This is a genomic window from Thermanaeromonas sp., assembly GCF_021890735.1.
In the GTDB taxonomy this organism is placed as follows: Bacteria; Bacillota; DSM-521; order Neomoorellales; family Neomoorellaceae; genus Thermanaeromonas.
Genome location: NZ_JAKKUR010000008.1, coordinates 13,385 through 37,808, shown reverse-complemented (window position 1 = coordinate 37,808; position 24,424 = coordinate 13,385). Strand labels below are relative to the sequence as shown.

The 24,424-nt window shown below is 50.6% G+C and carries 26 protein-coding genes and 1 pseudogene; 6 read left to right on the top strand and 21 right to left on the bottom strand.

Annotated elements, in window-relative coordinates:
- Nucleotides 1-24: 24 nt before the first annotated feature.
- The 6 genes from L5656_RS03100 to ruvC all read right to left on the bottom strand — a co-directional run bounded on the left by L5656_RS03100 (nucleotide 25) and on the right by ruvC (nucleotide 4,330).
- Nucleotides 25-1,149 (bottom strand): anti-sigma factor domain-containing protein, encoded by a 1,125-nt coding sequence (locus tag L5656_RS03100; RefSeq protein ID WP_297198869.1) that lies wholly within the window; start codon nucleotides 1,147-1,149, stop codon nucleotides 25-27.
- On the bottom strand, nucleotides 1,139-1,843 hold the full coding sequence (gene sigI / locus L5656_RS03095; RefSeq protein WP_297198866.1) for an RNA polymerase sigma-I factor: 705 nt from the start codon (nucleotides 1,841-1,843) through the stop codon (nucleotides 1,139-1,141). The genes L5656_RS03100 and sigI overlap by 11 nt, the downstream gene beginning before the upstream one ends.
- Nucleotides 1,844-1,906: 63 nt before the next feature.
- Nucleotides 1,907-2,131, bottom strand: a complete 225-nt coding sequence (locus L5656_RS03090) for a DUF2905 family protein (RefSeq protein ID WP_297198864.1) — start codon at nucleotides 2,129-2,131, stop codon at nucleotides 1,907-1,909.
- A gap of 51 nt (nucleotides 2,132-2,182) precedes the next feature.
- Nucleotides 2,183-3,220 (bottom strand): Holliday junction branch migration DNA helicase RuvB, encoded by a 1,038-nt coding sequence (ruvB, locus tag L5656_RS03085; protein WP_297198861.1) that lies wholly within the window; start codon nucleotides 3,218-3,220, stop codon nucleotides 2,183-2,185.
- A 25-nt stretch (nucleotides 3,221-3,245) separates the two neighbouring features.
- Nucleotides 3,246-3,836 (bottom strand): Holliday junction branch migration protein RuvA, encoded by a 591-nt coding sequence (gene ruvA, locus L5656_RS03080; protein ID WP_297198858.1) that lies wholly within the window; start codon nucleotides 3,834-3,836, stop codon nucleotides 3,246-3,248.
- Entirely contained in the window at nucleotides 3,833-4,330 is a 498-nt protein-coding gene (ruvC, locus tag L5656_RS03075) for a crossover junction endodeoxyribonuclease RuvC (protein ID WP_297198854.1), read from the bottom strand. The genes ruvA and ruvC overlap by 4 nt, the downstream gene beginning before the upstream one ends.
- A 110-nt stretch (nucleotides 4,331-4,440) precedes the next feature.
- Between ruvC and L5656_RS03070 the strand changes: the two genes are divergently transcribed.
- A complete protein-coding gene (locus L5656_RS03070) occupies nucleotides 4,441-4,626 on the top strand; it encodes a hypothetical protein (protein ID WP_297198851.1) in 186 nt (61 codons plus the stop codon).
- A gap of 16 nt (nucleotides 4,627-4,642) precedes the next feature.
- Here L5656_RS03070 and L5656_RS03065 read toward each other — a convergent pair whose 3' ends face one another.
- Complete coding sequence (locus L5656_RS03065; RefSeq protein WP_297198848.1) at nucleotides 4,643-6,001, bottom strand: IS110 family transposase; 1,359 nt, start codon at nucleotides 5,999-6,001, stop codon at nucleotides 4,643-4,645.
- Between the two features lie 260 nt (nucleotides 6,002-6,261).
- On the opposite strand from L5656_RS03065, the gene L5656_RS11495 reads away from it, so the two are divergent.
- From L5656_RS11495 to hypE, 4 genes and pseudogenes are all read left to right on the top strand, one after another.
- Nucleotides 6,262-6,375, top strand: coding sequence for a response regulator (locus tag L5656_RS11495; RefSeq protein WP_428849294.1), 114 nt, complete (start codon nucleotides 6,262-6,264; stop codon nucleotides 6,373-6,375).
- Nucleotides 6,372-6,713, top strand: a pseudogene (gene hypB / locus L5656_RS03060) (hydrogenase nickel incorporation protein HypB); the annotation flags it as partial. The gene L5656_RS11495 and the pseudogene hypB, both read left to right, overlap by 4 nt.
- Nucleotides 6,650-7,258 carry a Sua5/YciO/YrdC/YwlC family protein gene (locus L5656_RS03055; protein WP_297198845.1) on the top strand — a complete coding sequence of 203 codons (609 nt, stop codon included), beginning with the start codon at nucleotides 6,650-6,652 and terminating at the stop codon, nucleotides 7,256-7,258. The pseudogene hypB and the gene L5656_RS03055, both read left to right, overlap by 64 nt.
- The gene (gene hypE, locus L5656_RS03050; RefSeq protein ID WP_297198842.1) at nucleotides 7,248-7,955 is read left to right on the top strand and encodes a hydrogenase expression/formation protein HypE; all 708 of its coding nucleotides are present in this window, start codon (nucleotides 7,248-7,250) and stop codon (nucleotides 7,953-7,955) included. Before L5656_RS03055 ends, hypE begins: the two co-directional genes overlap by 11 nt.
- On the opposite strand, the gene L5656_RS03045 is transcribed toward hypE, so the two are convergent.
- The 11 genes from L5656_RS03045 to tyrS form a co-directional block, all read right to left on the bottom strand.
- On the bottom strand, nucleotides 7,938-8,519 hold the full coding sequence (locus L5656_RS03045) for a hypothetical protein (RefSeq protein ID WP_297198839.1): 582 nt from the start codon (nucleotides 8,517-8,519) through the stop codon (nucleotides 7,938-7,940). The genes hypE and L5656_RS03045 overlap by 18 nt on opposite strands.
- A 74-nt stretch (nucleotides 8,520-8,593) precedes the next feature.
- Nucleotides 8,594-9,352, bottom strand: coding sequence for a YebC/PmpR family DNA-binding transcriptional regulator (locus L5656_RS03040; protein ID WP_297198836.1), 759 nt, complete (start codon nucleotides 9,350-9,352; stop codon nucleotides 8,594-8,596).
- A 99-nt stretch (nucleotides 9,353-9,451) separates the two neighbouring features.
- A complete protein-coding gene (gene cysK, locus L5656_RS03035; RefSeq protein ID WP_297198833.1) occupies nucleotides 9,452-10,372 on the bottom strand; it encodes a cysteine synthase A in 921 nt (306 codons plus the stop codon).
- Nucleotides 10,373-10,434: 62 nt separating this feature from the next.
- Complete coding sequence (locus L5656_RS03030; RefSeq protein WP_297198830.1) at nucleotides 10,435-11,250, bottom strand: ATP-binding cassette domain-containing protein; 816 nt, start codon at nucleotides 11,248-11,250, stop codon at nucleotides 10,435-10,437.
- Entirely contained in the window at nucleotides 11,235-12,053 is an 819-nt protein-coding gene (gene cbiQ, locus L5656_RS03025; protein WP_297198827.1) for a cobalt ECF transporter T component CbiQ, read from the bottom strand. The genes L5656_RS03030 and cbiQ overlap by 16 nt, the downstream gene beginning before the upstream one ends.
- A 1-nt stretch (nucleotide 12,054) precedes the next feature.
- Nucleotides 12,055-12,393 (bottom strand): PDGLE domain-containing protein, encoded by a 339-nt coding sequence (locus L5656_RS03020; protein WP_297198825.1) that lies wholly within the window; start codon nucleotides 12,391-12,393, stop codon nucleotides 12,055-12,057.
- On the bottom strand, nucleotides 12,390-13,022 hold the full coding sequence (locus tag L5656_RS03015) for an energy-coupling factor ABC transporter permease (protein ID WP_297198822.1): 633 nt from the start codon (nucleotides 13,020-13,022) through the stop codon (nucleotides 12,390-12,392). The genes L5656_RS03020 and L5656_RS03015 overlap by 4 nt, the downstream gene beginning before the upstream one ends.
- A gap of 114 nt (nucleotides 13,023-13,136) precedes the next feature.
- Nucleotides 13,137-13,328, bottom strand: coding sequence for a CooT family nickel-binding protein (locus tag L5656_RS03010; protein ID WP_297198819.1), 192 nt, complete (start codon nucleotides 13,326-13,328; stop codon nucleotides 13,137-13,139).
- Nucleotides 13,321-13,800 carry a DUF3842 family protein gene (locus L5656_RS03005; RefSeq protein WP_297198818.1) on the bottom strand — a complete coding sequence of 160 codons (480 nt, stop codon included), beginning with the start codon at nucleotides 13,798-13,800 and terminating at the stop codon, nucleotides 13,321-13,323. Before L5656_RS03005 ends, L5656_RS03010 begins: the two co-directional genes overlap by 8 nt.
- Before the next feature lie 163 nt (nucleotides 13,801-13,963).
- Entirely contained in the window at nucleotides 13,964-14,632 is a 669-nt protein-coding gene (gene yunB, locus L5656_RS03000; protein WP_297198816.1) for a sporulation protein YunB, read from the bottom strand.
- A 48-nt stretch (nucleotides 14,633-14,680) separates the two neighbouring features.
- Nucleotides 14,681-15,895, bottom strand: coding sequence for a tyrosine--tRNA ligase (gene tyrS, locus L5656_RS02995; RefSeq protein ID WP_297198814.1), 1,215 nt, complete (start codon nucleotides 15,893-15,895; stop codon nucleotides 14,681-14,683).
- A gap of 122 nt (nucleotides 15,896-16,017) precedes the next feature.
- On the opposite strand from tyrS, the gene L5656_RS02990 reads away from it, so the two are divergent.
- A complete protein-coding gene (locus L5656_RS02990; protein WP_297198812.1) occupies nucleotides 16,018-18,744 on the top strand; it encodes a transglycosylase domain-containing protein in 2,727 nt (908 codons plus the stop codon).
- A gap of 9 nt (nucleotides 18,745-18,753) precedes the next feature.
- Here L5656_RS02990 and L5656_RS02985 read toward each other — a convergent pair whose 3' ends face one another.
- The 3 genes from L5656_RS02985 to L5656_RS02975 form a co-directional block, all read right to left on the bottom strand.
- The gene (locus tag L5656_RS02985) at nucleotides 18,754-21,126 is read right to left on the bottom strand and encodes an endonuclease MutS2 (protein WP_297198811.1); all 2,373 of its coding nucleotides are present in this window, start codon (nucleotides 21,124-21,126) and stop codon (nucleotides 18,754-18,756) included.
- Nucleotides 21,127-21,173: 47 nt separating this feature from the next.
- Nucleotides 21,174-23,669 (bottom strand): DUF3656 domain-containing U32 family peptidase, encoded by a 2,496-nt coding sequence (locus L5656_RS02980; RefSeq protein ID WP_297198809.1) that lies wholly within the window; start codon nucleotides 23,667-23,669, stop codon nucleotides 21,174-21,176.
- A gap of 189 nt (nucleotides 23,670-23,858) precedes the next feature.
- Nucleotides 23,859-24,017 carry a hypothetical protein gene (locus L5656_RS02975; RefSeq protein ID WP_297198807.1) on the bottom strand — a complete coding sequence of 53 codons (159 nt, stop codon included), beginning with the start codon at nucleotides 24,015-24,017 and terminating at the stop codon, nucleotides 23,859-23,861.
- Nucleotides 24,018-24,424: the final 407 nt, after the last annotated feature.

Genomic DNA, 24,424 nt, shown 5'->3' with positions numbered 1-24,424 from the left:
AATTTTTCTTCGGTACTATATCCTTCATGGTAAAACTTTATTACCGGTTTCTCCCTTTCTTTTTTCTCCCCCTTTACTTTCTTCCGATCTTCCTGGACCGGTAACATCTTTACTAGAGTAGCCGGTACTACCCTTGCCTCTAAAATTGTGCAAGCCTTCCTGCTCCTTGGAGGGTCCCCCGGCTTTCGGCACTTCCCCGGAACCTATTCCCTTTCCGCCCGTTCCCCTTTCTTGCGGCTGGAGCTTCTCCTTAGCAAGCCCTTCCTTATTACCTTTATCTTCTCCCTTTACCCCACGGTTTCCTGCCTGCGAGCTACCGGGCTCCAAATTTTCCTTGCCTTTCCCTACAAAATCGGATAGGACAGAATCCAATAACTCTCCAGGATCCGCTCCTCTGCTACGGAGTGTCTTCAACATTCCTTTTTCTTTCAGTTCTTCCACCGTAATAGGTACACCGGTCTCCAAAGTCTTTAAATATAACGCATATTTTCCTGTAGAAAGTCCCAGCTTGGCTGCCTCTTCCCGTAATTCCATATTAAAGGCGCCGGCTTTAACTTTAGCTTCTACGTGGCCGGCCTTTACTATTTCCTCAGCCGCTCTGGCCAAATTACCTGCCAATTTGTCTAAAGCCTTTATCTCTTCCTCTGCTTCCATTTCCTGCCCGGAAATTACACTGATCATTAGAAATCCGTCCTCACCAGGCTTCAGGTATCCTTTCTCTAAGGCCGCCCTGGTCACCGTCCTTATAGCATCCTGCACCTTCTGACCCTTCAACTTCAATCCTTCCAGTAAATCTTTTCCATCGGCATTAAGTGGGCTGGCTTCTATCACCTTCTCCTCTTTATCAACAGCCAACTCAATACTAGGGTTAATATCCACGGCCACATAGAAGGAAGGCTGAGCTAAGGCAACCCCCCCAGGCTCAAGGACACGGGCAAGACCGAAGGCCAGGAAAATCAAAGCTGCCACCGCTAAAGCTAGCCTCACCCCGACCCACATCCGGGGAGATGCAGATGGCAACGTTATCTCTTCGCCTATTCCCGGGAGAGAATGGGGAGCCTTGACCCGCCTAAACTCGCCTTGGGGAGTAAGGACTATCACTTCTTTACCTTGGATATCCAAAACGAGCCCCCTTTCATCATCTCCCATGGCCTTGCCCCCTTTCGGCCTGACTTATGTATGCCTTAAGGTATTCATAGTCTCCCATGATTATGACGGCCAGCGCAATTATGTATTTGCGGTGACGTTCCAAAGTTTTACGGCTAACTTTAAGGCTTTCAGTCAAAAGTTTAATAGGTAACTCTTTCTTCTCCTCTAAATGCTGCCGTAGAGAAGGGGTATCGGCAATCATCCTCGCACAGCTCAAAGCACGCTGCCGGGCATCCTGGTGCCGCGGGCAATTCCGTACCAGGTCTGCAAACGAAATACCGTAAGAAGCCAGCTCCTTCTGGTAGCGAGCTATCTCTTCCCGGCGGTCTACAAGCTCCCAAGCCCGCAGGCCATCTTCCATGGTTTGCGACACTTCCGCGTCTTGTCCGGTAAAATGATGCCTGTACCTTTCTTCCTGCCGAAAATAGTCGATTATCCGCCGCCGGATAACTGTTTCTGCTAGAGTTAAAAAAGATATTCCCTTGCGGGGATCGTAGGAATCTATGGCCTCGTTAAAGGCCATAAGCCCGATGCTAGCTTCATCGTCCTCTCCCAGGCGTACGAAACGACCGCTTAACCGGGAAACTATGGTTAAGATAAAAGGGGTGAACTTGCGGATGAGCTCTTCCCGGGCCAGGTTGTTCCCCTGTTGGGCTAGGGAAAGGAGGTGGTTAGGATCGCCTCCCGGTGACAATCTGCTTCACCCCATAATAGAGATTTCGTCTGAAGCGTAAATTTAAGGGGGGTATTTAAAAATTTACCGCCGGAAGAAAAGATTTAATACGAGGGTAAGTATAAGGCTTAAGATAAGAGAGGTGACAAGGGGGAAATAAAAGGTGAAATTACCCCTCTGGATATATATATCACCTGGTAGCCTTCCCAGGGAAAGTAACTTACCCAGGCCTAAGAGCATAAGACCCATAAAGGCTATAAAAACTCCCATTCCTATAAGCATTTTGGCTAGGAAGCTAAAGTCGCCCATCCCTTTCGCCCCTTTCAGGCAATATTATCCCCGGAACACGAACTTTGCTCCTCATGTAGAAGCGCTGCGGAACAAGCTCAGTTGGACATTATTTTCCCCCGGACGCTCTTTCCCCAAGTGCCTGTAAGCCAGCTCGGTAGCCAATCTGCCTCTAGGAGTACGCCTGAGGTAACCCATTTGTAACAAGTAAGGTTCGTACACATCCTCCAAGGTACCGGGATCCTCGCTTAAGGCTGCGGCCAAAGCGTCCAGACCCACAGGACCTCCTCCAAAACGTTCAATAATAGTTAAAAGCAGCCTCCGGTCCAGGGTATCCAAGCCTGCTTCATCAACTTCCAGCAATTCCAGGGCTTCCTTGGCCACATCTAGGGTAACTATCCCTTTAGCCTTAACTTGGGCGTAATCCCGCACCCTTCTTAAAAGGCGATTGGCGACTCTAGGAGTACCCCGGGCCCGCCGGGCGATCTCCCAGGCTGCCTCGGGTTCCACTTCAACCTTTAAAATAGCAGCCGAACGCTGGATAATGGCCGCTAATTCTTCGTGCTTGTAAAAATCTAAACGGGCTGTAATACCGAAGCGCTCCCTTAAAGGGGAAGTCAAAAGACCCGTCCTGGTAGTAGCTCCCACCAAAGTAAACTTGGGTAGGGCCAGGCGTAAGGACCGTGCGCCCGGTCCTTTGCCAAGGACTACGTCCAGGCCGAAATCCTCCATAGCCGGGTAAAGTATCTCTTCTACACTCCGGGGAAGGCGGTGAATCTCATCGATGAACAGTACTTCACGAGGCTGTAGGCTGGTAAGGATGGCGGCCATATCACCAGGACGCTCGATGGCGGGTCCTGAAGTTATGCGGAAGGGTACCCCCAGCTCACGAGCGATAATACCAGCTAAAGTAGTCTTCCCTAGACCGGGCGGCCCGCATAACAAAACATGATCTAAGGCTTCTCCGCGAGCCTTAGCCGCGGCAATAAAAATGCTAAGAGTATTTTTAATGTGATCCTGGCCTATATATTCAGCCAGGGACTGGGGGCGTAAACTGGCTTCCATCTCCTGCTCTCCCGGATGAAGGCCAGAAGCCACAAGTCGCTCCATAATTTTTTCCCTTCCTAAGCCCTTATTACTTTCCGGAGCCCAAAATCTTCAGTACCGCTTGTAATAACTCAGCACTGTCAGCTACTGGGCCTAACTCTTCACGAGCTTTACGCAAAGGTTCCTGTACCTCGGAAGCAGTATAGCCCAAGTTAAGCAAAGCACCTAAAACTTCATCCTCCGCCCTTGGGCAGCTTCCCTCCTGTAAAGATGGAAGATCGAGCTTAAGCAACTTATCCTTAAGTTCCAGTACCAGCCGCTTGGCCTTTTTGGGCCCTATCCCCGGCAGCGCAGTAAGAAACCCCGTATCTTCTTCAGCAATGGCCTGCATGAGGCGTGACGGTGGCACGGACCCGGCCAATATTTGAGCTCCCTTAGGCCCCATCCCTGTTACACCTAAAAGGAGGCGGAACACATTAAGCTCTTCAACCGACCTAAAACCGTAGAGTTCTACAGCCTCCCCTTTTATCACCATATGAGTATAAAGCATTACCTCGCTACCTAAGGGCGGCCAGTCCTGTATACCCCAGGTGTGAACGAAAAAACCTATGCCGTTTACTTCTAAAACCACACCCCCGGAAATAACGTGCCTTAAAATTCCCCGTAAAAAGGTTATCATAGCGCGTTCAGCCCTAAATTCCTTAGAGTTTGGTGAGCAACATGACAAAGGGCCACAGCTAAGGCATCAGCAGCATCGTCAGGCTGGGGTAGCTGGGGGAGGTTTAAAATAGCTTGTACCATCCTTTGGACCTGGTATTTAGGAGCACGGCCGTAGCCGGTAACAGCTTGTTTGACCTCCAAAGGAGTATACTCGGCCACCTCCAACCCCGCATGAGTAGCGGCGAGAATAACCACACCCCGTGCCTGACCCACGGCCATGGCGGTACGGGTATTCCGGCTAAAAAATATCTCCTCCACCGCCAAGCAAGAAGGTTTTTCCCTGCGGATCAGGCTTAAAACCTGTTCGTAAAGATTAGCCAAGCGTAGAGGCAAGGGGTAGGCGGGTGAAGTAGAAATCGAGCCGTATTCACCTGCCTTGACCAATGAACCTTCTGCCTCTATTATGCCATATCCAGTGGTAGCTGTCCCCGGGTCGATCCCCAAAATACGCATACAAATCTTCCTCCCGTTTTACGTATTCGCCATAATAAACTTAATCCCTCCTCCTTTCCTTGTGGTACCGCCTTAATGTCCATAAAGCATTATTGTAAAGGGGAAAGGCTATGTCCTGCAACCTGCGCGTCCTCTTGGTGGACAGTCACACCCTGATCCGCAAGGGGTTGCGAGCCCTTATGGCCGAATGGCACGGCTTTGAAGTTATAGGCGAGGCCAAGGATGGAGAGGAGGCCTTGGAGCTCGCGCTAAAACTCTCCTCCGAAATGTTAAAGGTATGTATTTATGCCATTTAACCCAAGATGGTGTAAACTACCGGTTAGTGGGTAATGTATAGAGTTTACTAAGATTGAAATTGTCACCATAAATGGCGCTTATTTCCTTACAAGGTGCGCATCTATTCATTCTCTTTCCTTTGGCTTTTTTAAAACTTACGCAACGGAAGGCTTCTCTTGCAGGATTACTGTGTAAACCCCAGGCTTCTAATTGCTTGACTAACCGCCTTGCTTTGCGTTCGCGCTCCGCTTTACTGAGATAATCGGGTCCCAGGTCCTTATATCGAACTTTGTCCTTCAATATGTGGTAAATAATTTTTATTAGGCTATGGGCTATGGCTATTATGGCTTTTTTCTTGCCGATACGGGGAACCAGTCGGTGATATTTAGCGGAGAGATAGCTACCCTTGGTTCGTACCGCTGCCCAGGCACATTCTACTAGGACAGAGCGCAAATATTGGTTACCTTTTCGGATGGTCCCGCTTTTGCGTTTTCCCGCACTTTCGTTGTTGCCAGGACATACCCCCACCCATGAGGCCAAATGGTCGGCATCCGGAAAGGGGGTCATGTCCACCCCTATTTCGGCTATGATGTCCTGGGCGGCTTCTTCTTTTATCCCCGCTACTTCAGCTAGTCTCTTCGCTTCCTCGAAAAAAGGCTCCATCCTCTTCTTTATTTCTTTGTTTAGAGCCTCTATCTGCTTCTCCAAAAACTCCAGGTGCTCCATTTGTTGTTTTAATATAAGCCGTGTGGGTTCGCTTATCTCTCCTTGTAAGGCTTTCTCTAATTCCGGTATCTTTTTCCGCAATTTCCCTTGAGCCATCTGGGCTAGTTCTGCCGGGTCTTCCGTCCCGTTAATTATCGCCTTTATGATTTGCCGTCCGGATACGCCCATGATATCGGTGGCAACCGAACTCAGTTTTATATTGCTGTTTTCCAACTGCTTTTGGACCCTTTGGACCTCTCGCCGGTATTCCCCTTGGAGAGCTTCCCGGTACCTGGTTAGCTCCCTCAATTCCCTCACTTCTTTAGGCGGTATAAAGCTCCCTTCTAAAAGCCCGTGCCTTAAAAGGTCCGCAAGCCAGGCTGCATCCTTGCGCTCGGTTTTCTTGCTCCTTAAGGCTTTAAACCTCTCCGGGTTGATCAGTAACAATACTGGTATATGGCCTTCCAGAATGTTGTAGACCGGCTTCCAGTATACCCCAGTGCTTTCCATGGCTACCGCTGTAACCCCATTCTCTAAAAGCCATTCCCGCAAAGCTACTAAGTCTTCCGTCATAGTGCCAAAGGTTCTTATTTCTTGTTTCGGTTTTTGTTCCCCCGGTATGATCAGACACGCCACAACCATCTTCTTGTGCACATCCAGCCCGCAACAGCGCTCATATACTACTTCCATCTCGCTTTCTTGTTAGCTCCCTTCATTAACTTTTATTCTTTAAACTTACGGCCACGAGACACCTCGTCCGCTCAAGAATCTCCTCCTCGTGCTCGGCTTTTTAAGCCTGCTTTACAGTCCGTGGTCCCTAAAGGTGTCTGGATCAGACTACCCCCCGGGCTCCTTTGCGGTCACCAAGACATGACCGACCCCCTTCATGGCCGTAGCTTTAGTCTATCTTATTACCTATTTCATGGTTCGTGGAGAGGGCGCCAGCCCTCATGAGCGGCTACCCCGACATTATCCTCATGGATATATGCCTGCCCCGCCTTGACGGCCTAGAAGTCATTCGCCGCCTTAAAGCCCAGCTTCCCGAAAGCAAAATAGTCACATAGAAAATGTAGGAAATCTTGTATGTCCGGCTGAATTCGACCTGGGGGAAGACATTAAGGTATGTATCCTAAGCGTAACCGAAGGCAGCGACAAGCCTCTAAAATATCCTCTTATCTTTAGGGAAGCTCAGGTTCTCCTGTTGAATAAGATAGATCTTTTGCCGTACACCGATTTTAATATGGACGCCTTCCGCCAAGATATAACTAACTTAAACCCCGACCTTACCATATTCCCTGTCTCAGCCCGAACTGGTGAGGGCCTGAGGAAGTGGTGTGCATGGCTGAAACAGCAGGTATCCTTCAAGAAGACAAGTGCCGTCCCCGCCGCCGCTTCCGTGTAAACATCTGGGGTGTAGTGCAGGGCGTAGGTTTCCGTACGGCCATGGCTCCTTTTGCCCTATGTCCGAAGTGTGCCACTGAATATGATGACCCTACCAACCGGCGCTTTCACGCCCAACCCGTAGCCTGTCCTTCTTGCGGACCACATGTAGAGCTCCTAGACAACAAAGGCCAGCCGGTAACCGGCGACTGGCTCGAAAAATCCTCACAACTTTTAAGAGAAGGTTATATTTTAGCCATAAAAGATTTGAGCGGGTTCCACTTGGCTTGCGATGCGACAAATGCTCATGCTGTCAGTCTCCTCCGCCTGCGCAAAAGGCGTTCGAGTAAACCCTTTGCCGTTATGGCCCGGGACCTAGACACAGTGAAACAATATTGCTTCGTGACCGAACAAGAAGAAGCTCTTCTATCCTCCCCTGCGGCTCCCATAGTGCTTCTGCACCAAAGGCCGGACACAAACCTCGCGCCGCAGGTGGCTCCCGGTTTAAGTACCCGAACCTTTATACCTCACCTTAGGGCTTATCTTGGAAGAAGGTTTGGATTATAATATTTTGGAAAAAGTCATCTCCTCCGTGGCCTCGGCTGCAGACGAAGCTGGAGTAAATATAGTCGCCGGGGATACCAAAGTGGTGGAACGCGGCCACGGAGACCAAATCTATATCAACACTACAGGAATAGGAGTAATAGCAGATAATATTGACCTGGGCCCCCATAATGTAAAACCCGGGGACGTCGTTATCATAAGCGGCCCGGTAGGAGACCACGGTCTTACCGTCCTGGCCGCCCGGGAAAAATTTGGCCTCCAAGGACTAAAGAGCGACTGTGCGGCCCTGCACAAAGTAATTCTACCTTTTCTTGAAACCCTAGGTACCGCCGTAAAGTGGCTCAGGGATCCTACCAGAGGTGGCCTTGCCACCACTTTGAAGGAGTTAGCTGCCAGCGCCCAGGTGGATATTTATGTAAACGAAGAAGATATCCCCGTCAGGGAAGAAGTACGGGGCGCGGCAGAAATCTTAGGACTGGATCCCCTATACCTTGCTAACGAAGGCAAATTTTGTGCTGTAGTGGACAAAACTGCGGCCGAACGTGCCCTCTTCTTTTTACGTCAACACCCTTTGAGCAAAGAAGCGGCCCTCATAGGTGAAGTACGCGCAGGTTTGGGCCGGGTCTACCTCCATACTTCACTGGGAGCAACTCGCGAGCTTTATTACTTAAGTGGTCTTCAATTACCACGCATCTGCTGAATATTCTTCTAGACTGTCCAGCGCCTTCAACAGTTCTTCCTCGGACCGGAATTCAGCCCGGCCCTGGCGGATACGCTCCTGCCATTCCCGGGGCAAAGTCTCCATCCTTATATCTAAAACCCTTTCCAGGTCTCCCATACTTCCTGTAGGCCCCCGGTATACGGCCACCCTTCCGTCCAATTCGGCCAGATGTCGCTTAGGAGCATCCTGCGGGCATAATCCCGGAACCTTCTGCGTAATGACTAAGCGACCGTTTTGTTCTGGGTAAATCTCCCATCCCTCTTGAGGGGGGAAAAGGATCTCCAGCTCCTTTTTACCTATCCACCTTAAGTTTACTTCTTCTGGTAAAGGTATTTCTTCCCGGTGGCCGCAAGCCTGATAAAGCTTTTCAATACGCGGCTCAGGCCGTAAGAACTGGGGTAAAGCCCAGACCGGCACCTGCCAAGGGGTATCCTGTAAAGTTTCTTTTGCTATTCGCAGACCGGCTGGCCCCCATAACGTAAACACTCCTACAATTATCAAGCCTGCAAGCACCAATAAAAAACGCCGGTAGCTAGATTTCATCAGGCAAACCTCCCTTGTTTGCCATAATCTAGCATTACCGGCATCAAAGAAAAGTATGCGTCAAAATTTCAGGCTCAGCTCAGGCGCTCCATTATTTCGTCCGGAATATCAAAGTTAGTATACACAGCCTGCACATCTTCGTGGTCCTCCAGCAAGTCTACTAGTTTTAAAACTTTGGCCGCCGTTTCGGGGTCTTCAATGGTGACCGTGGTATTGGGAACCATACGCACTTCTGCCTCTCTAATCTCGGCTCCGGCTTCTTCCAAGGCGCGCCGGACGGCCTCCAAATCGCCGGGTGCCGTATAAATTTCTACTACCTCCTGGTCATCATCGTTTACATCTTCCGCTCCCGCCTCAATAGCCTTAAGCGTAAGTTCATCCCGTTTTTCCCCGGGCGGTACGACAACAGTGATGACGCCCTTGGGCTGGAACATCCAAGAAACACACCCGCTCTCACCCAAGTTTCCCCCATGGCGAGAAAAAATATACCTTATTTCCGACGCCGTACGATTCCGGTTATCCGTTGCAATATTTAAAAGTAGGGCCACGCCCCCCGGACCATAGCCCTCATAGACAACTTCTTCATATTCGGCCCCACCCTCTAGCTCGCCTGTGCCCCGCATAATAGCCCGCTGAATATTTTCACTGGGCATGTTGGCGGCCTTGGCTTTTTGAATCGCCGCCTTGAGGCGGGGATTGGCCTCCGGATCACCGCCCCCTAGCCTAGCTGCTATAATGAGTTCACGGCCGATCTTGGTGAATAGCTTACCCCTTTTTTCATCAACTTTGGCCTTACGATGTTTAATATTGGCCCACTTAGAATGCCCAGCCATAAGACTTGTCCCTCCCCTCCTTCTGTATTCGCCGTGGACCATTCTAGCACAAGCCACGCTAAAGGCGCAAGGAGAGGGCCTTTTCAACTAAACTCATTCTTAACTAAACTTAAACAGCTCTGTACTTAAGTATCTTTCCCCTGTATCTGGAGCGATGGTAACTACTCGCTTACCTTTACCTAACCTTTTGGCTACCTGAAGGGCAGCATAGACCGCAGCGCCCGAAGAGATCCCCACCAAAATCCCTTCTTCCCTGGCCAAACGCCGGGCCGTTTCCATGGCTTCTTCGTTACCCACGGTAACGATTTCATCTACTACCTCACGATTAAACACCTTCGGAACAAAGCCCGCTCCTATGCCTTGGATTTTATGGGGGCCGGGCTCACCTCCAGAGAGCACCGCAGAAGTAGCGGGCTCCACGGCCACCACCCTCACATGAGGGAGTTCCTTCTTAAGCACCTCTCCTACGCCGGTTATAGTCCCCCCTGTACCCACTCCGGCCACAAAGGCGTCCAGCTCTCCACCCGTCTGTATGAGAATCTCCCGGGCAGTAGTTTCACGGTGGATGGCCGGATTAGCCGGGTTTTCAAACTGCTGGGGCATAAAAAAATGGGGGTTTTCCCGGACTAACTCTTTGGCTTTTTCTACCGCTCCCTGCATACCTTCAGCACCGGGTGTAAGTATTAATTCGGCGCCAAAAGCTTTGAAAAGCTTGCGCCTTTCTATGCTCATCGTTTCCGGCATTACCAAAATCAACCGATAACCTCTACAAGCCGCCAACATGGCCAACCCCACTCCGGTGTTACCGCTGGTGGGTTCAACGATGGTATCCCCCGGTTTTAAGCGGCCTTCTTTTTCTGCCGCTACTACCATACTTAAAGCCGTGCGATCCTTTACGCTCGCTCCTGGATTAAAGAATTCTAGCTTAACCCAGACTTCCGCGCCGTCGCCCACCACCCGGTTTAAACGAACCATAGGCGTCCGGCCGATGAGCTCTGCTATATTTTCTGCCACACGCATAGACATCCTCCTTGTCTTACTTCTCCTGGGTACATGCTACCCCGGTAAAACTTTCTTGTCAATTACTTAAGAAAGGCCTGTAGTATCCTTCGGGCACCCTGTACATCCCTGGGTAAAGTAAAACCTTCTGGCAATAACCCGCGGAAGATCTGGGCGACGATAGGCAGGCGGAGCCCTGCTTCTCTTACCATATCCTCGTTCAGGAGCAGTTCGGGATCCCCGTGGGCCAAAAGCTTCCCTTCTTTTAAAATCAGTACCTCCTCCGCCCAAGAGGCAGCAAAATCGACATCATGAGTAGCTACAAGCAAGCTTTTACCCTGCCTGTGAAGCTCCTCCAGAAGTAAACATAAATTTTCTTGGGCAGCCGGGTCTAAGAAGGCTAGAGGCTCATCTAACAAGATAATTTCAGGCTCCATGGCCAGAACGCCAGCAATGGCTATCCTTTTTTTCTGCCCGTAGCTTAAGCTCTGAGGAGGGTGATTTTGGTACCCCAACATCCCCACCGCGGCCAAGGCAGACCGGACCCGTTTTTCTACTTCACCCGGAGGTAGACCCAGATTTCGCGGTCCAAAGGCTACATCCTCCTTAACGGTAGCAGAAAACACCTGGTCATCAGGATCCTGGAATACTAGACCCACGCGGGTGCGCACCCACTTCTCAGTAGAAGACGTTATCAGTCGACCCTCAATCCGTACTTCTCCTTGTTGGGGTAAGAATAAGCCGTTTAAGTGCCATAATAAGGTGGATTTCCCTGCTCCGTTATGACCCATAAGGGCTACCTTTTTCCCTCGGGTAACGGTAAAAGAAAGGCCCCGCAGGGCCCAAGTGCCGTCAGGATATTTAAAGTGGAGATCGTCTACAACTATAACTTGTTCCACTCCCAAACCCCCATTTCCAATAAGTGTAGGATTAAAGCCCAGGCTAAAATGAGCCCTCCCCAAAGCAGATCCTCTTTATTGAGCCGTGCTACTGGATACACCTCCGGCCGAACAGGGCTTCCGTTAAAACCCCGAGCCAGCATGGCAAAATAAATCCTCTCGCTCCGTGTTAAGGAGCGCAAGAGAAGCGCACCTACTAGCTGGCTCAAAGTAAGAAAAGTAGCCCTATCCAGAAGGCTTCGTCCAACCCTAAATCCCCGGGCCCTACGGGCCAGAAACATTCGTCTTAATTCTTGCACAAATACTGCCGCGTATCTTATGGTAAATTCCACCAATACTACCACCAAAGAAGGAACATATAACCTTCTAAAAGCTAGCATAAGTTCACTAAAGGAGGTGGTTCCCGTCAGCAGACAAAGTGCGAGAAGAGCATTTAGTAAACGAAGGAGTAGTACCACCGCCAACCTTACTCCTTCTAAAGTAAAAGTAAAGACCAAGGGACCTACTTGGAGTTTATACCAGGGCGTCCCGGGAGTTACTAAAGATAAAAGAACAACGAGGGGTCCACTCACGGCCACCGTCCAGGAAAGCCTCTTTATTACCTTACGCGTATCCAACCGGGCTATACTTATAAGGAAAATTAGAAAGGATATCCCTAAGAAAAGTGAGAAAAGAGAAGTTAAAGTAGTAACAAGGGCAACAAACCCTATTAAGGCTACAACCTTCACCCGGGGGTCAAGCCGATGAAGACAAGAACCTTCCTTCCTCTGCCAGAATTCTATCTCGGCTGCTGGTTTACACACCCTATTTACCTCCACTCTTCTCACTAATTCCCTTCTGCCGGCTCCGGCCATAACCTACCCTCAGAAGCCGCAAGCCCCAGACAGCGCCAAAGGTGAGGGAGGTACCTACTATCCCGGCCAGGGCGGTGGCCAGCTTTTCATTCTTTACTCCGGGAAAAGCGTAGTCTGGAATAAGGCCTTTCATCACTTCTTTACCCTCACCCCGCTCAAGAAAACCTTGATCCTCAGCCACTCTCTCCAACCCGTCGGGGTAAGAAGAAGCCCAAGGTGAAAGGAGGGCGGCTACGGCCAAAGCTGTGAAAAGGAAGATCCAGTTGCCTCTTTTTGCCACCCGCCTCATCTCTTTTGCACCTCCAAGCTCAAGGTTTCAAAAGGTACCATTCCTATCCTTTTAAGGAAGATCACTACTCCACAAGTGATTAAGCCCTCGCCTATGCCGATCAGGGAATGCCAGCCTAACATAGCCGGTACGACTAAACGTAAAGGTACAATTCCAGAAAAGGCCAGTTCCAAGGAACAGGCTAAGGCTGCTGCCACAATAGACAACCAGGCCGCCAGAAAAGTACCACCTAAATTTCTGTATCCCACCAGACTGTATACTCCTTGGGCCACCCAGGGCCCTATCACAGCCATATTCAAAACATTGGCGCCTAAAGCAGTTATACCTCCATCAGCGAAAAGGAGGGCTTGGATGATAAGCACAGTGGTTAACACCACGTTAGCTCCCCACGGTCCAAGAAAAAATGTAGCCAGAGCAGCGCCCAAAAGATGCCCCGAAGTTCCCCCACCTACAGGAAAATTAACCATCTGGGCAGCAAAAATAAAGGCAGCCATGGTCCCCAGGGCGGGTAACTGGCGGTCCTCCCATCTTTCTTGGGTTTTCTTTAAAGCATAATATAGGGCGGCCCCGCTTAAGGCGGTCGCTCCCAGCCACGTTTTGGCATCGAGGAAACCGTCTGGAATATGCATTGAGCGATCCCTCCTTAAAATTAACAAAATAGCCACGTAAGACTTTTTAGCCTCCGTGGCTTAGAAAGGCCTCCTTGGCAACTTCCATCGCACTCTTATCTTCTCCGGAAAAGTTTATTCCATCTCTTCCAGCAATATTTTATGATCTACCAGCGCCATCTCCTTGATCCTTGCCCGCAAAATCTTTTTCTTACCGAAAATGTCTTCTAGCAAGAGGCCGTCTTCTTGCGGCACTATCCTGTCTACACTCTCCAAAACTAGCTCTTCTTTGTCTCCTCTTAAGATATAGGCATTGGCTTCACACACTTGTTTTCCCCTCCTCGGCTTTTTCCTCCCGGGGCCCGCCCTTTAATTTTCCTGTAGCTTCAGCCCACTCCTTCAGCCGGGCCACCAGTTTATCTATCAAATGCGGCAACGGTTCACCCGTTACCCCGATAACCTCCACCCCTGACCTGTTAAGGGGAAGGAGCAGTTTCAAGGCCGGGCTTGCGGCTATACTGGCCGCCATGCGAGGCGTAACCTCACCCAGCATCCCTTCCGCCAAAACAATGCCCAAAGAGCCGACGATGACATCCACTAGACCAGCATTGCGTACAATAGCATTTTCTCCCGTAGCGCCTTCATTGGCGCCCGCTTTAAGCATGGCCGCCGTGGCCATGGCGTTTGTTCCCAGGGCCAAAATTTCTACTTCTTCAAGGGGTAGCTCCTTGCGAATCTTTGCCGTGATATGCTTACCGATACCGCCTCCTTGACCGTCGATTACGGCTACACGAAGCAAAAAGTATCTCCCCCTACACAAAAAGGCCACAGGACTCCCGCCGGTTTCCCTCCGGCTGGCAACCTCCGTGGCCAGACATCCAGCGCGGCCTCCGCTGACCGCCTTTCTATATTTTATAGTTCGCCTTAAGAAACCAAAATCCTTCTTTAAAGCGGCAAAAAGTTTAAAACCTGGGCGAACGCAAAATACCCTTTCCCCCGTCCAGCCCGAAGGAAAGGTAGGCTTGAGGAACCGGACCTACAATTATAGCCTCTGCTACCGGTACCTGAGATTCAACCTTCACCTTTTCTGCCAGCATGGGGGCCACTACCTGGACCTGGCCTTCTACCTGCAAGTAAATTCGGTGACGCGTCTGGTTTATGCCGGCAGCCTCAAAGGTATCTCCTAACGTAATGTTTACCGTTCCTGCGGGAATGAAACTTAAAGGGATCCGCGGTCCGTACGCGGCCAGAATCTTTAAACCCAGGATCTCCCCTAAAGGTAAAGCATAAGTCCTGCCTCTAAGCTCGGCCAACCTTTCCTGAATAGCTAGCTGGGCTTCAGCCTGGAGTCGGCTCAGGCGGGCTACGTCGGCTTGCATAAAGACCACCTGCTGTGTGCCGTCAGCCGTAGGCTGGATAAGATCCTGGTATCTTATCCCTTCCGTCACCTTCTCCAAGACCGCCCTCTGGATGGCTTCTGTAGCCACCCATTGGGCCTGCATAGCCGCCACCCTGGCCAGGGCAGGTTTAAGCCTCCACTCCAATATTAATAGGGAAAAAAGAAAAAAACCTATGACACTTAAGAGCACCCAAGCTACCCGCGATACCCGCCCTGGCCGGCGCCGCCGCATACTTTCCACCTCCATAGAAAGTATACGCAGCAGCCGGCCGTTGCGTTGTTATACCTTCGGCACCAGACGCACAAATTTTCGCCTGCCTACTTGAAGGACATCCCCGGGTGAAATCTCTATATCGGCTTCCGGATCCCCTATTTTCACCCCGTTGAGTTTTACTGCTCCTTGAAGAATGAGCCTCCGTGCTTCGCTGGTACTGGGTGCAAGCCCACAGCGTACCAGAAGCCGGGGTACCCACATGCGGGCCTCGTGGATCTCCACCTCCGGCATCTCCTCCGGTAATTCCCTTTCTTGGAAGACACGCCTGAAACCGGCTTCGGCCTGCAGAGCAGCAGCCTCGCCGTGGTAAAGCTTAACGATCTCCCTGGCCAAGTACATTTTCGCATCCCTCGGATGAAGGGTGCCTGCGGCCAACCTCCGGCGCAAATCCTCCAGTTCTTCCAAGGAAATGGTGGTAACCAGCTCAAAGTACAGGAGCATTAATTCATCGGGCAAAGACATGGTTTTCCCGTACATTTCTTGTGGCGGCTCATTTACGCCGATATAGTTGCCTAGGCTTTTGCTCATCTTCTGAACCCCATCTAACCCGGGAAGGATGGGCATCATAAGGGCCACCTGGGGTTCCTGGCCGTACTCCCTTTGAAGCGTCCGTCCCATAAGCAAGTTAAACTTCTGGTCTGTACCCCCGAGCTCCACGTCCGCCCTTAACACGACCGAATCATATCCCTGCATTAAAGGGTAAAAGAATTCGTGTATACCGATGGGCCGCCCTTCCTCAAAGCGTTTTGAAAAATCCTCCCTTTCCAGCATTCGAGCCACGGTAACCTTAGCCGCAAGCTCAATAACTTCGCTAAAGGTAAGTTTTCCCAGCCAGCTACTATTGAAAACAACTTCAGTACGACCAGGATCTAAAATTTTAAAAATCTGTTCTTTATAGGTTTCGGCATTTGCTTTTACTTCTTCCTCACTAAGCTGGCGCCGCGTCTCAGACCTTCCCGTGGGATCTCCTATACGGCCCGTAAAATCTCCTATTATAATAACGACCTGGTGCCCTAGCTCCTGGAACTGCCTCAGCTTATGCAACACGACCGTATGCCCGAGGTGGATGTCGGGAGCCGTCGGATCGAGCCCCAGCTTGACCTTGAGGGGACGTCCGGTCCGCAAGGAATGGCGGATCTTCTTTTCCAGGTCTTCTTCCGGAATTATCTCTGCGGCTCCCCGGCGGATAATCGACAGTTGCCTAGCAACTTCTTTCTCCAAGGGGGATCAGCCTTCCTTTCTGCCCATCTGTCTTTCAAAGTTTAACATAAGGCATAACCGGGTTCAAGCTATCTTCTGACTGTGCTATAATGAAAGAGTATTAAGGGGGTCAGAACAAAGTCATGGTCCGAGAAAAGAAAAGGGTGCGGCGTTTAAATATAGCCAGGCTTCTTCTATTGATTATAGCTCTCTTTTCCCTACTATTGCTCGGCGCAGGAACGGGCTTTGCTATAGGGGTCCTAAGGAGCCTTCCGCAATGGGATCCGGCCAACATAAGGATGGACCTGACTACTACCTTATATGATAAGGATAACCGCCCTTTCGCCACCCTTCACGGAGGAGAAAACCGCCTTCCTGCATCCCTTGAAGAGATACCGGATCACCTAGAGAAAGCAGTAATAGCCATCGAGGATGTACGGTTTTACCAACACCACGGCATAGATTTGAGGGCCATCGCCCGGGCAGCAGTCACCAACCTGTTACACCGCCAAATAAGGGAAGGCGGTAGCACCATCACCCAGCAGCTGGCTAAAAACGCTTTTATAGAAAATCCTGAAAAAACCTTTAAAAGAAAAATACAGGAAGCCATCCTGGCCCTTCAATTAGAGCGCCTGTATACTAAAGATGAGATCCTGGAGCAATATCTCAATATAGTCTATTTCGGGCCTGGAGCCTACGGGGTCCGGGCGGCTGCTGAAGTCTATTTTGGAAAGGATGTCAAAGACCTTACTTTAGCCGAAAGTGCGCTTTTAGCCGGAATAATCCAGAGCCCTGCCCGTTATTCACCTTTAATAAAAGGTAACGAAGAAGCAGCGAAAGAGCGCCAGGCCGTAGTTTTGGCCAACATGGTCAAGTACGGCTTCATCACCCAGGAAGAGGCCGACCAAGCCCTCAAAGAAAAGCTCGTTTTCAATTCCAAACCGCCTCAGACAACGCCGAAATACCCCTATTTTGTAGATACTGTGATAGAAGAAGCTAGCCGTCTCTTGGAGGAAAACGGCATAGACGCAGGAGAACTCTTCCGCGGCGGCTTGCATGTATATACTACCCTGGATCCTAAGATTCAGGAGAAAATAGAGGAAGTTTACAACAACCCGGCTAATTTCCCCAAGAGTGCGCCGGACCGCCTGATTGAAAGTGCCATGGTAGTCTTAGATCCCCATACTGGAGAAATAAGGGGGCTCATCGGAGGAAGGAAGTATACTACCCGCCGGGGACTAAACAGGGCTACCCAGGCCGAAAGACAACCGGGCTCAACCATAAAACCCCTGGTCGTTTATGCACCTGCGCTGGAAAAAGGGTTCCCCCCGGCTACGGTGATAGACGACGTTCCTACTACGTTTCCTAGCTCGCCCAAACCGTTTACTCCCGTAAACTATGACGGCCGATACCGGGGACTAATCAGTATGCGCGAAGCCCTGCGTTGGTCAGTTAATGTAGCTGCGGTTAAAATGCTTGATACTATCGGAATAGACACCGGTTTCGAATTTGGACGTCGGGTGGGCCTGCCTTTGAAAGAGAGCGATCGTAATTTATCCCTGGCGCTGGGCGGCATTACTTCCGGTGTAACTCCTTTACAAATGGCGGCAGCCTACGCTGTGTTCGCTAACGGTGGCCTTTATATTCCACCTCACGCCGTAACCCGTATTACGGACAGGTTCGGCCGGGACCTCATTGTAAATACGCCTGAGAAGAAGGTAGTCTTAAGCGAACAACTGGCCTATCTCATGACCGACATGCTGCAGACGGTTATAAAGTCGGGTACAGGCCAGCGTGCTCAAATAGGCCGGCCGGCAGCAGGAAAAACCGGCACCACTTCCCTTCCCGATCTACCGGCTTTCAAAGGTTTGTCAGGAGAGAAGGATGCCTGGTTTGTGGGTTATACTCCCGAGCTAGTGGCTGCTGTTTGGATGGGATATGACGAGACAGACCCCCAACATTATCTAAAAGGGGTAGCCGGCGGAAGCTATCCTGCCCTCATTTGGAAGCAGGTAATGCAGGAAGCGTTGAAAGGCGTGCCGGTCAAGGATTTCCCGCGGCCACCCGGAATTGTCTATGCAGATGTAGACGCCAAGTCGGGCCTTTTACCCAGCGATCTAACCCCTAAGCAATTCATAGTTAAAGAGATCTTTACAACAGAGATGGTACCCAAAAAGGTGTCCGATGTATGGGTTAAGCTGGATGTGTGTGCCACTACAGGGCAGCTTCCTTCTCCTTATTGTCCTCAACTAACTACAGGCGTTTTCCTGAAACGGCCTGTGCCCTACAGTGGCTCTGTACAACCGGAAGACGCGTACCTAGAGGCACCCAAGGAAGTTTGCACTCTACACGGTTCCGGCCAGACCACTAAGGTTAAAATATGTACAGACCCGCGCCATAAAGGTAAACCCGTTCTTGCTAATGTACCGGAACCGGGCCAGGAGGGAGGGTGCCCGCCCGAGTACGTTCAAGAAAAAGAGTTTCCCCCGGGTGCTACCCCCTCAGAGCATTGTAGTCTTCCCGACCATCAACTGAAGAAACAGGCCGGCAGTATCAAACCACCTCCGCCGCCCGAACTTGAGGCTCAAGTAGATGTGGGCCCAGGGCAGAACCGGGCCCGGGTAAAGCTTTCCTGGTCCATCAGCGGGGACATGGAATACCTCTACTCTGTCGAACGCCGCGAAGAAAACGGCCGGAAGAATCTCACTATAACCCGGGACACTTCCTATATAGATAGCTCTGTCAGGGCAGGAAGAACATATATCTACCGTGTTATAGCCATCGATCCCCATACCCAGCTTAGCAGCGCTTCCAATGAGGTTACAGTTAATATACCGCCCAACAACAGGTCGGAAACCAAACCGCCGTAAAGCCTAAACTTATTTCAATTCTACTATAGTGACCCCGGTACCTCCCTCCCCTGCATGACCAAAGCGAAAACTTTTTACTAAGGGATGAAAGCTAAGATAGCGGTGCAGGGCTGCGCCCAACGCGCCGGTGCCTTTCCCGTGGATAAGGCTTACAACCTTAAGGCCGGCAAGGTAGGCATCATCTAAATATTTGTCGGCCTGGTGGCAAGCTTCCTCTACAGTTAAACCCCTCAGGTCAAGTTCCGGCTTCAAAGAACGGACATCTACCCGCACTGACCAACCACCCTGTTGTTGGGGTTCTACTTTTTTCGCTGGAAGTAGCCTGAGTTCGCCCAGCTTAACGTTTGCCTTCAAGGGCCCTACCTGGACTAGCACATCGCCCTGTGAATTAGGATGGGACAAGACCTGGCCCTCCTGGTTTAAACTCACAATCCAAACCCTTTCACCGGGGGAAACTGTGGCCGGCGGCTCACCATCTGCCTGGGGCCTGTATTCTGCAGCCTTATCAGCTATCTCCCTATCCCAAACACCTAGCTGCGTTCTGGCTTGATCCAGTACCTTTACTTTATTCTTATAATCCTCCTCTGCTAAAGCCTTCTCTACCTGCTTCATCATCTCCCGTACCTCTAGTTTGGTACGCCGTACTAGATCATGGGCTTCACGCCGGGCCCTTTCTAACACTTCGCCGGCTTTCTTCCGCGCTTCCTGCCATTCCTTTTCTGCTTTCTTCCTTATCTCCTCTGCTTGCCGGCGTAATGACTCCGCCTCCAGGAGTGCCTCCCGGCTAGCCTGCTTGTCTTGGGCCAGCTCCCGGATCATCTGGCTTACTTGTACCCGCTCCTCGGAAAGGTAGGTCCTCGCCCGCTCAAGGACCTCTTCGGGTAGGCCCAGCCGCTGGGAGATAATGAATGCATTGCTTTCCCCCGGGGTACCTATAAGCAGCCGGAAGGTGGGCTTCAACGTTTCGCTATCAAATTCTACAGCGGCATTTTCTACTCGCGGAGTAGTATAGGCATAGGCCTTTAATTCGCTATAGTGGGTAGTGGCCACCACTTTAGCACCGTGAGAGGCAAGGTAATCCAAGATGGCCATCCCTAAAGCGGCGCCTTCCGTAGGGTCCGTCCCTGCCCCTAGCTCATCCAAAAGAACCAAGGTTCCTGGATTCACATAAGACAAGATGGACACTATGTGGCTCATGTGAGCCGAAAAGGTGCTGAGAGACTGTTCGATGCTTTGCTCATCTCCGATATCGGCAAAAACAGGACCTCCCACCGATATAGAAGCTTCCTGGGCCGGAAGGTGCAGGCCGCACTGGGCCATTAAAGTAAAAAGCCCTAAAGTTTTTAAAGTAACTGTTTTCCCTCCTGTATTGGGCCCGGTGATTATCAAAATATCAAAATCTTCACCCAGCCATAGCGTAACGGGCACGACTTTCCCTTTAAGGAGGGGGTGCCTCCCTCCAACGATCTTCCAGCGACCGCCAGTATTTAACGAGGGAGCGACGGCATCCATCCTCTGGCTTAAGAGCCCTTTAGCCAAGATAAAGTCTATTTTAGCCAAAGCCCTGAGGGTCCGGAAAATCTCTTCCTTTGCCCTTCCTACAAGCTGGCTCAAATCGTAAAGAATGGCCTCTATCTCCCGCTGCTCTTCAGCGCCCAAGCGTTTAAGTTCGTTATTTAACTCAACTAAAGCTAATGGTTCTATGAAAAGGGTGGCACCGCTAGCCGACTGGTCGTGAACCAGACCGGGCACATGGTGGCGATATTCTTGCTTAACGGGAAGACAATACCGTCCCGCACGTATGGTATATAGACTATCCTGAAGATACTTTTGTATCTCGGGAGACCTCAAATACTCCTCCAGCTTTTGCTTTATTTTTTCCTGTAAGGCGCTTATACGCTGCCTCAGGGACCATAGCCTAGGTGTCGCTTCGTCTCTTATTTCACCGTCTTCCCGCAAGGCCTTACCTATCCTCTCCTCAAGCTGCAAAAATTCCCTTACTCGACCGGCCCAGGACTTAAGTATGGGAAGGTCCTCTCCTACTTTTAACAGCGCTTTTTTTATACGCCTTCCTGCAGCCAGGGTACCGGCCACCTGTACCAGCTCTTCCCCGGTAAGAAGCCCTCCTCGGCCGGCCCGTTCCACTAAAGGCCGTATATCCCTAACGCCTGCCCGGTTAAAATCAGGAACAAGGCGCCACAGCAAACAGGCTTCTCCCGTCTCCGCCTGCCGTAATTTGACCTCCTCTACGTCTGTTGTAGGCTCAAGTTCTTCTACCAACTCTTGCCCCAAAGGCGAACTACAACATTCTTTGAGCTGGTCCAGGATTTTACCCAACTCCAATTTTTCCATGGTTTTAAAGAACAAATCTTTCTCTTCCACGCTGCTATTCCTCCATGCTCTTTCCCTCAAATCACTTCTATGATTTTTTATAACACTCCCCGGAAGTAATGTCCCCGGGTCACCTCCCGACCTACAAGCCTTTCAACCTCCTCGGCCAGTGCCGATAACGCCCCCACTTCTCCTTCTTTCAAGCATAGCAAGGCTTCCCGGTAGAGTCTTGTTATCCGCCGTATGTAAGAACTCTCCTTTTCCCTTAATTCGAGCCTTACCATGGCCACCCCCGTACCTTTAAAAAGATCCAGGGCGGAGATAACGTCAAGTGTTTTGGAATTATACAGGTAGAAACGGCAGCGAGTATCTGTGGTCACAGGAAAGACAAACCCCAAGCGGTCCCTTAAACCAAAGCTTGTTTTCTCGCAAGGTCTAGAACACACTACCCTCCCGGCCTTCCCGCCCAACCTGGCCCCTAGGACGCAATGGGCGGATATCATCAAAGGGAAGCGGCCGTGCACAATCGCCTCTAAAGGCAGGATGGGCCGCAACTTTCTTATCTCCTCCAGATTCAATTCCGGAGAAAGGGTTGCACCCTCAACACCCCAAGCCTTAAGGGCCTGGAGTGTTAAGTCGTTAAATACATTAAAGGTATAATCCGCCCATCCCGTCAAGCCGTACTCCGCAAGCAACTTTAAACTCCCTAAATTTCCCACTAAGAATCTACGTACTCCCGCCCCAAGCCATTTGTCTAGCTCTCGCCGGATATAGTGGTCCTCTCTTTCCTGCCATACCCTAGGAAACGCTACAAAAAACTCCCGCTCCTGCCGCCGAGCCTCCTCGCAAAGGCTCTGCAGCTCCGGTAGGGAAGGATTTTCCCGCCCACGCCATACCTCCCCTCCTAAATAAACCCTTTCGGCTCCGGCCTCCAGAGCAACCCAAGCAGCTTCAGAGCTCCCTACGGCCACCGAAAGGGAAGGTATGCGTGAGATCCGCTTTTCCTCCTCCCTTCGTAAGCTCGCTACAGTAGCTCTAAATTCCTGCCGCGGTGGTACAGAGCGGGGGAAGGCCTCCCGGCGTTTCACACTCAGGTCAGCCAGGGCCCCACGCCTTACCTGGTTGATTATGCTTAAAGGTACCATAGGCCTATCTTGAAGGTTGATTTTTAAGCTTTTTAACTCATAAGGAGTATTGCCCAGGCGGTCCAGCTGCTCCTTTAGAACTTCCTCCGTTAAAGGGTGTTTTATGGCTACCTCCGCGGGTTTAGTAGAGGCCGCCTCCCCGGTATGTCCTTCCTCGTCACTGACTTTAATTTTAAAGGGTTGCCCCGGAGAAGACCAAACTTCCATATGAACCGGGATTTTCCGGCCCTCTCGCCCGAAAGCATAAGTACTTCTAGCCCAGGATAAGAGGGAGGCATCGCTAGTTTTAAATATCCGGTCTCCCGGACGAGCCTTCGGAGGTAACTCTAAGGAAACCATGGTTCCTGCTGGCGCTTCCTCCACTTTCTTACCTCCGACCCTTATATCCTCCACCATAAGCCCAGCGTGCCCTTCACGAATCCAGACTTCTATCCCGTCCCCTCTCCGTAAAGGCCCCTCCAGTCTAACTAGGTACCGTCCAGCCTCCTTGCCTGCAACTCTGCCTATGTAAATACCCCGGTTGCTGGGACGGCCGTAACTCATCAATTCGGCGCCGGGGTCACCCAACAGATAACCGGGAGTAAAATCCCGGTTAAAAACCTGGGCCACTTCCCGGATCTCCTCCGGATCTACATTAAACTTTTCCGGATTCTCCAGATAACGGTCTATAGCCCTGCGGTAGGCCCGCGTAACTACAGCAACATATTCCGGCCGGCGCATACGGCCCTCTATTTTAAAGGCGTCCACTCCCGCTTGTATAAGGCGGGGTACAAGTTCCAAGGTACACAGATCTCTGGTACTCAAAAGATGCTCCGCTTTAGCTTCTAACTCCCTACCCCTATCATCTACTAAAGTGTAAGTCAGCCGGCACGGTTGGGCGCACCGGCCGCGGTTTCCGCTCCTACCGCCTACTAAGCTGCTTAAAAGGCACTGGCCTGAGTAGCAAAAGCAAAGGGCCCCGTGAACGAAGACTTCCACCTCCAGGCGGCACTTACGTTTTATACCGGCTATCTCATCAAGGGACAATTCACGGGCTAATATTACCCGTTTAAAGCCTAGTTCGCCCAAAAGCTCGGCTCCTAAAGCATTAGTGACCGTCATCTGCGTGCTGGCCATAAGTTTAAGTTCCGGCAAGGCCTTTCTGGCCGCCCACGCTAGACCCAGGTCTTGTACTATTACCCCGTCGGCACGGTTTTCCCCTAAGAAATACAGGTAATCTATAGCGTCATCTAATTCCGTATTCTTTATCAACGTATTTACCGTCACATATACTCTAACCCCGCGTTCATGGGCGTACTCTATAGCTTCTACTATTTCATCTCGGCTGAAATTTTCTGCCAGCTGCCGAGCGTTAAAATCCTGACCTCCTAGGTATACGGCATCCGCCCCGTTAGCTATGGCAGCCCTTAAAGCTTCTTTATTCCCAGCAGGAGCCATAAGTTCGACCAAAACGGTATCTCTCCTTAGTACGTAATAAAGTATCTAGTCTTTTATTTTACCACACATAAATTATTTCTTTAGCCAGCTTAAACTTTGCCTTCAAGACTTTCATCAAATACCTCCCCAAAAACGAAAAAGCGCGTAAAACCGCGCTTTGAAACTTCTTAGTATATCTTGCCTGATTTATCTTCGCTTAATCTAATTTTGCTCTACCTTTTCCAATATATTATATACTGGGTTTTTCGAACTGTTTTCTGATACAAACCACTCCCAGTTTGAGCGAAACAAGTTATACTCTTCGTCGAGCCGCCCGTAGGCCTCATTCAGCTCTGTAAGTTTGAGCAACAAATCCTCCATAAACATCCTGCCCCCTTTCCAAAAATATATAATGTCCTTTTACTCAAACCTCTAAAGTACCCTCCCTAAAGCAAACCCTTCCCCTCTAGGTGCTCGGTATCTCTATTTTAGCATATTTTTTATTACATTTAGAATTGCCATCGCCCAAATGCAATATTTTGACTTCGAAAGGTAGAAAACGCAGGACGAACAGAATTGTGAACCTTTTCTCTAGCCATCTTCGTACTTTACGTTTCTACAACCCTTTTTATTAGCAAGAATCATGCCAAAGCGGACGCCAAGTCTGTGATACCCCAAACAAAGTGGGCCGGCTGCACTTAAACTAGCCGGCCCACTAAACGGGGTGTTCAATATTTTGAAACCGCCCCACCAAGCCAAGGTGGCGTTTGTTGTTCCCACGTAGGACG

What these genes read in the sequence shown, in the direction of transcription:
- L5656_RS02975 (WP_297198807.1), bottom strand. Translation starts at nt 24,017, where the DNA reads ATGGAGGATTTGTTGCTCAAACTTACAGAGCTGAATGAGGCCTACGGG.
- cysK (WP_297198833.1), bottom strand. Translation starts at nt 10,372, where the DNA reads ATGCGTGTGGCAGAAAATATAGCAGAGCTCATCGGCCGGACGCCTATG.
- L5656_RS03020 (WP_297198825.1), bottom strand. Translation starts at nt 12,393, where the DNA reads ATGAGGCGGGTGGCAAAAAGAGGCAACTGGATCTTCCTTTTCACAGCT.
- L5656_RS03015 (WP_297198822.1), bottom strand. Translation starts at nt 13,022, where the DNA reads ATGCATATTCCAGACGGTTTCCTCGATGCCAAAACGTGGCTGGGAGCG.
- yunB (WP_297198816.1), bottom strand. Translation starts at nt 14,632, where the DNA reads ATGCGGCGGCGCCGGCCAGGGCGGGTATCGCGGGTAGCTTGGGTGCTC.
- L5656_RS03090 (WP_297198864.1), bottom strand. Translation starts at nt 2,131, where the DNA reads ATGGGCGACTTTAGCTTCCTAGCCAAAATGCTTATAGGAATGGGAGTT.
- ruvB (WP_297198861.1), bottom strand. Translation starts at nt 3,220, where the DNA reads ATGGAGCGACTTGTGGCTTCTGGCCTTCATCCGGGAGAGCAGGAGATG.
- ruvC (WP_297198854.1), bottom strand. Translation starts at nt 4,330, where the DNA reads ATGCGTATTTTGGGGATCGACCCGGGGACAGCTACCACTGGATATGGC.
- L5656_RS03065 (WP_297198848.1), bottom strand. Translation starts at nt 6,001, where the DNA reads ATGGAAGTAGTATATGAGCGCTGTTGCGGGCTGGATGTGCACAAGAAG.
- ruvA (WP_297198858.1), bottom strand. Translation starts at nt 3,836, where the DNA reads ATGATAACCTTTTTACGGGGAATTTTAAGGCACGTTATTTCCGGGGGT.
- L5656_RS03100 (WP_297198869.1), bottom strand. Translation starts at nt 1,149, where the DNA reads ATGGGAGATGATGAAAGGGGGCTCGTTTTGGATATCCAAGGTAAAGAA.
- L5656_RS02990 (WP_297198812.1), top strand. Translation starts at nt 16,018, where the DNA reads ATGGTCCGAGAAAAGAAAAGGGTGCGGCGTTTAAATATAGCCAGGCTT.
- L5656_RS03040 (WP_297198836.1), bottom strand. Translation starts at nt 9,352, where the DNA reads ATGGCTGGGCATTCTAAGTGGGCCAATATTAAACATCGTAAGGCCAAA.
- L5656_RS03070 (WP_297198851.1), top strand. Translation starts at nt 4,441, where the DNA reads ATGTCCTGCAACCTGCGCGTCCTCTTGGTGGACAGTCACACCCTGATC.
- L5656_RS03055 (WP_297198845.1), top strand. Translation starts at nt 6,650, where the DNA reads ATGGCTGAAACAGCAGGTATCCTTCAAGAAGACAAGTGCCGTCCCCGC.
- L5656_RS11495 (WP_428849294.1), top strand. Translation starts at nt 6,262, where the DNA reads ATGAGCGGCTACCCCGACATTATCCTCATGGATATATGCCTGCCCCGC.
- L5656_RS03045 (WP_297198839.1), bottom strand. Translation starts at nt 8,519, where the DNA reads ATGAAATCTAGCTACCGGCGTTTTTTATTGGTGCTTGCAGGCTTGATA.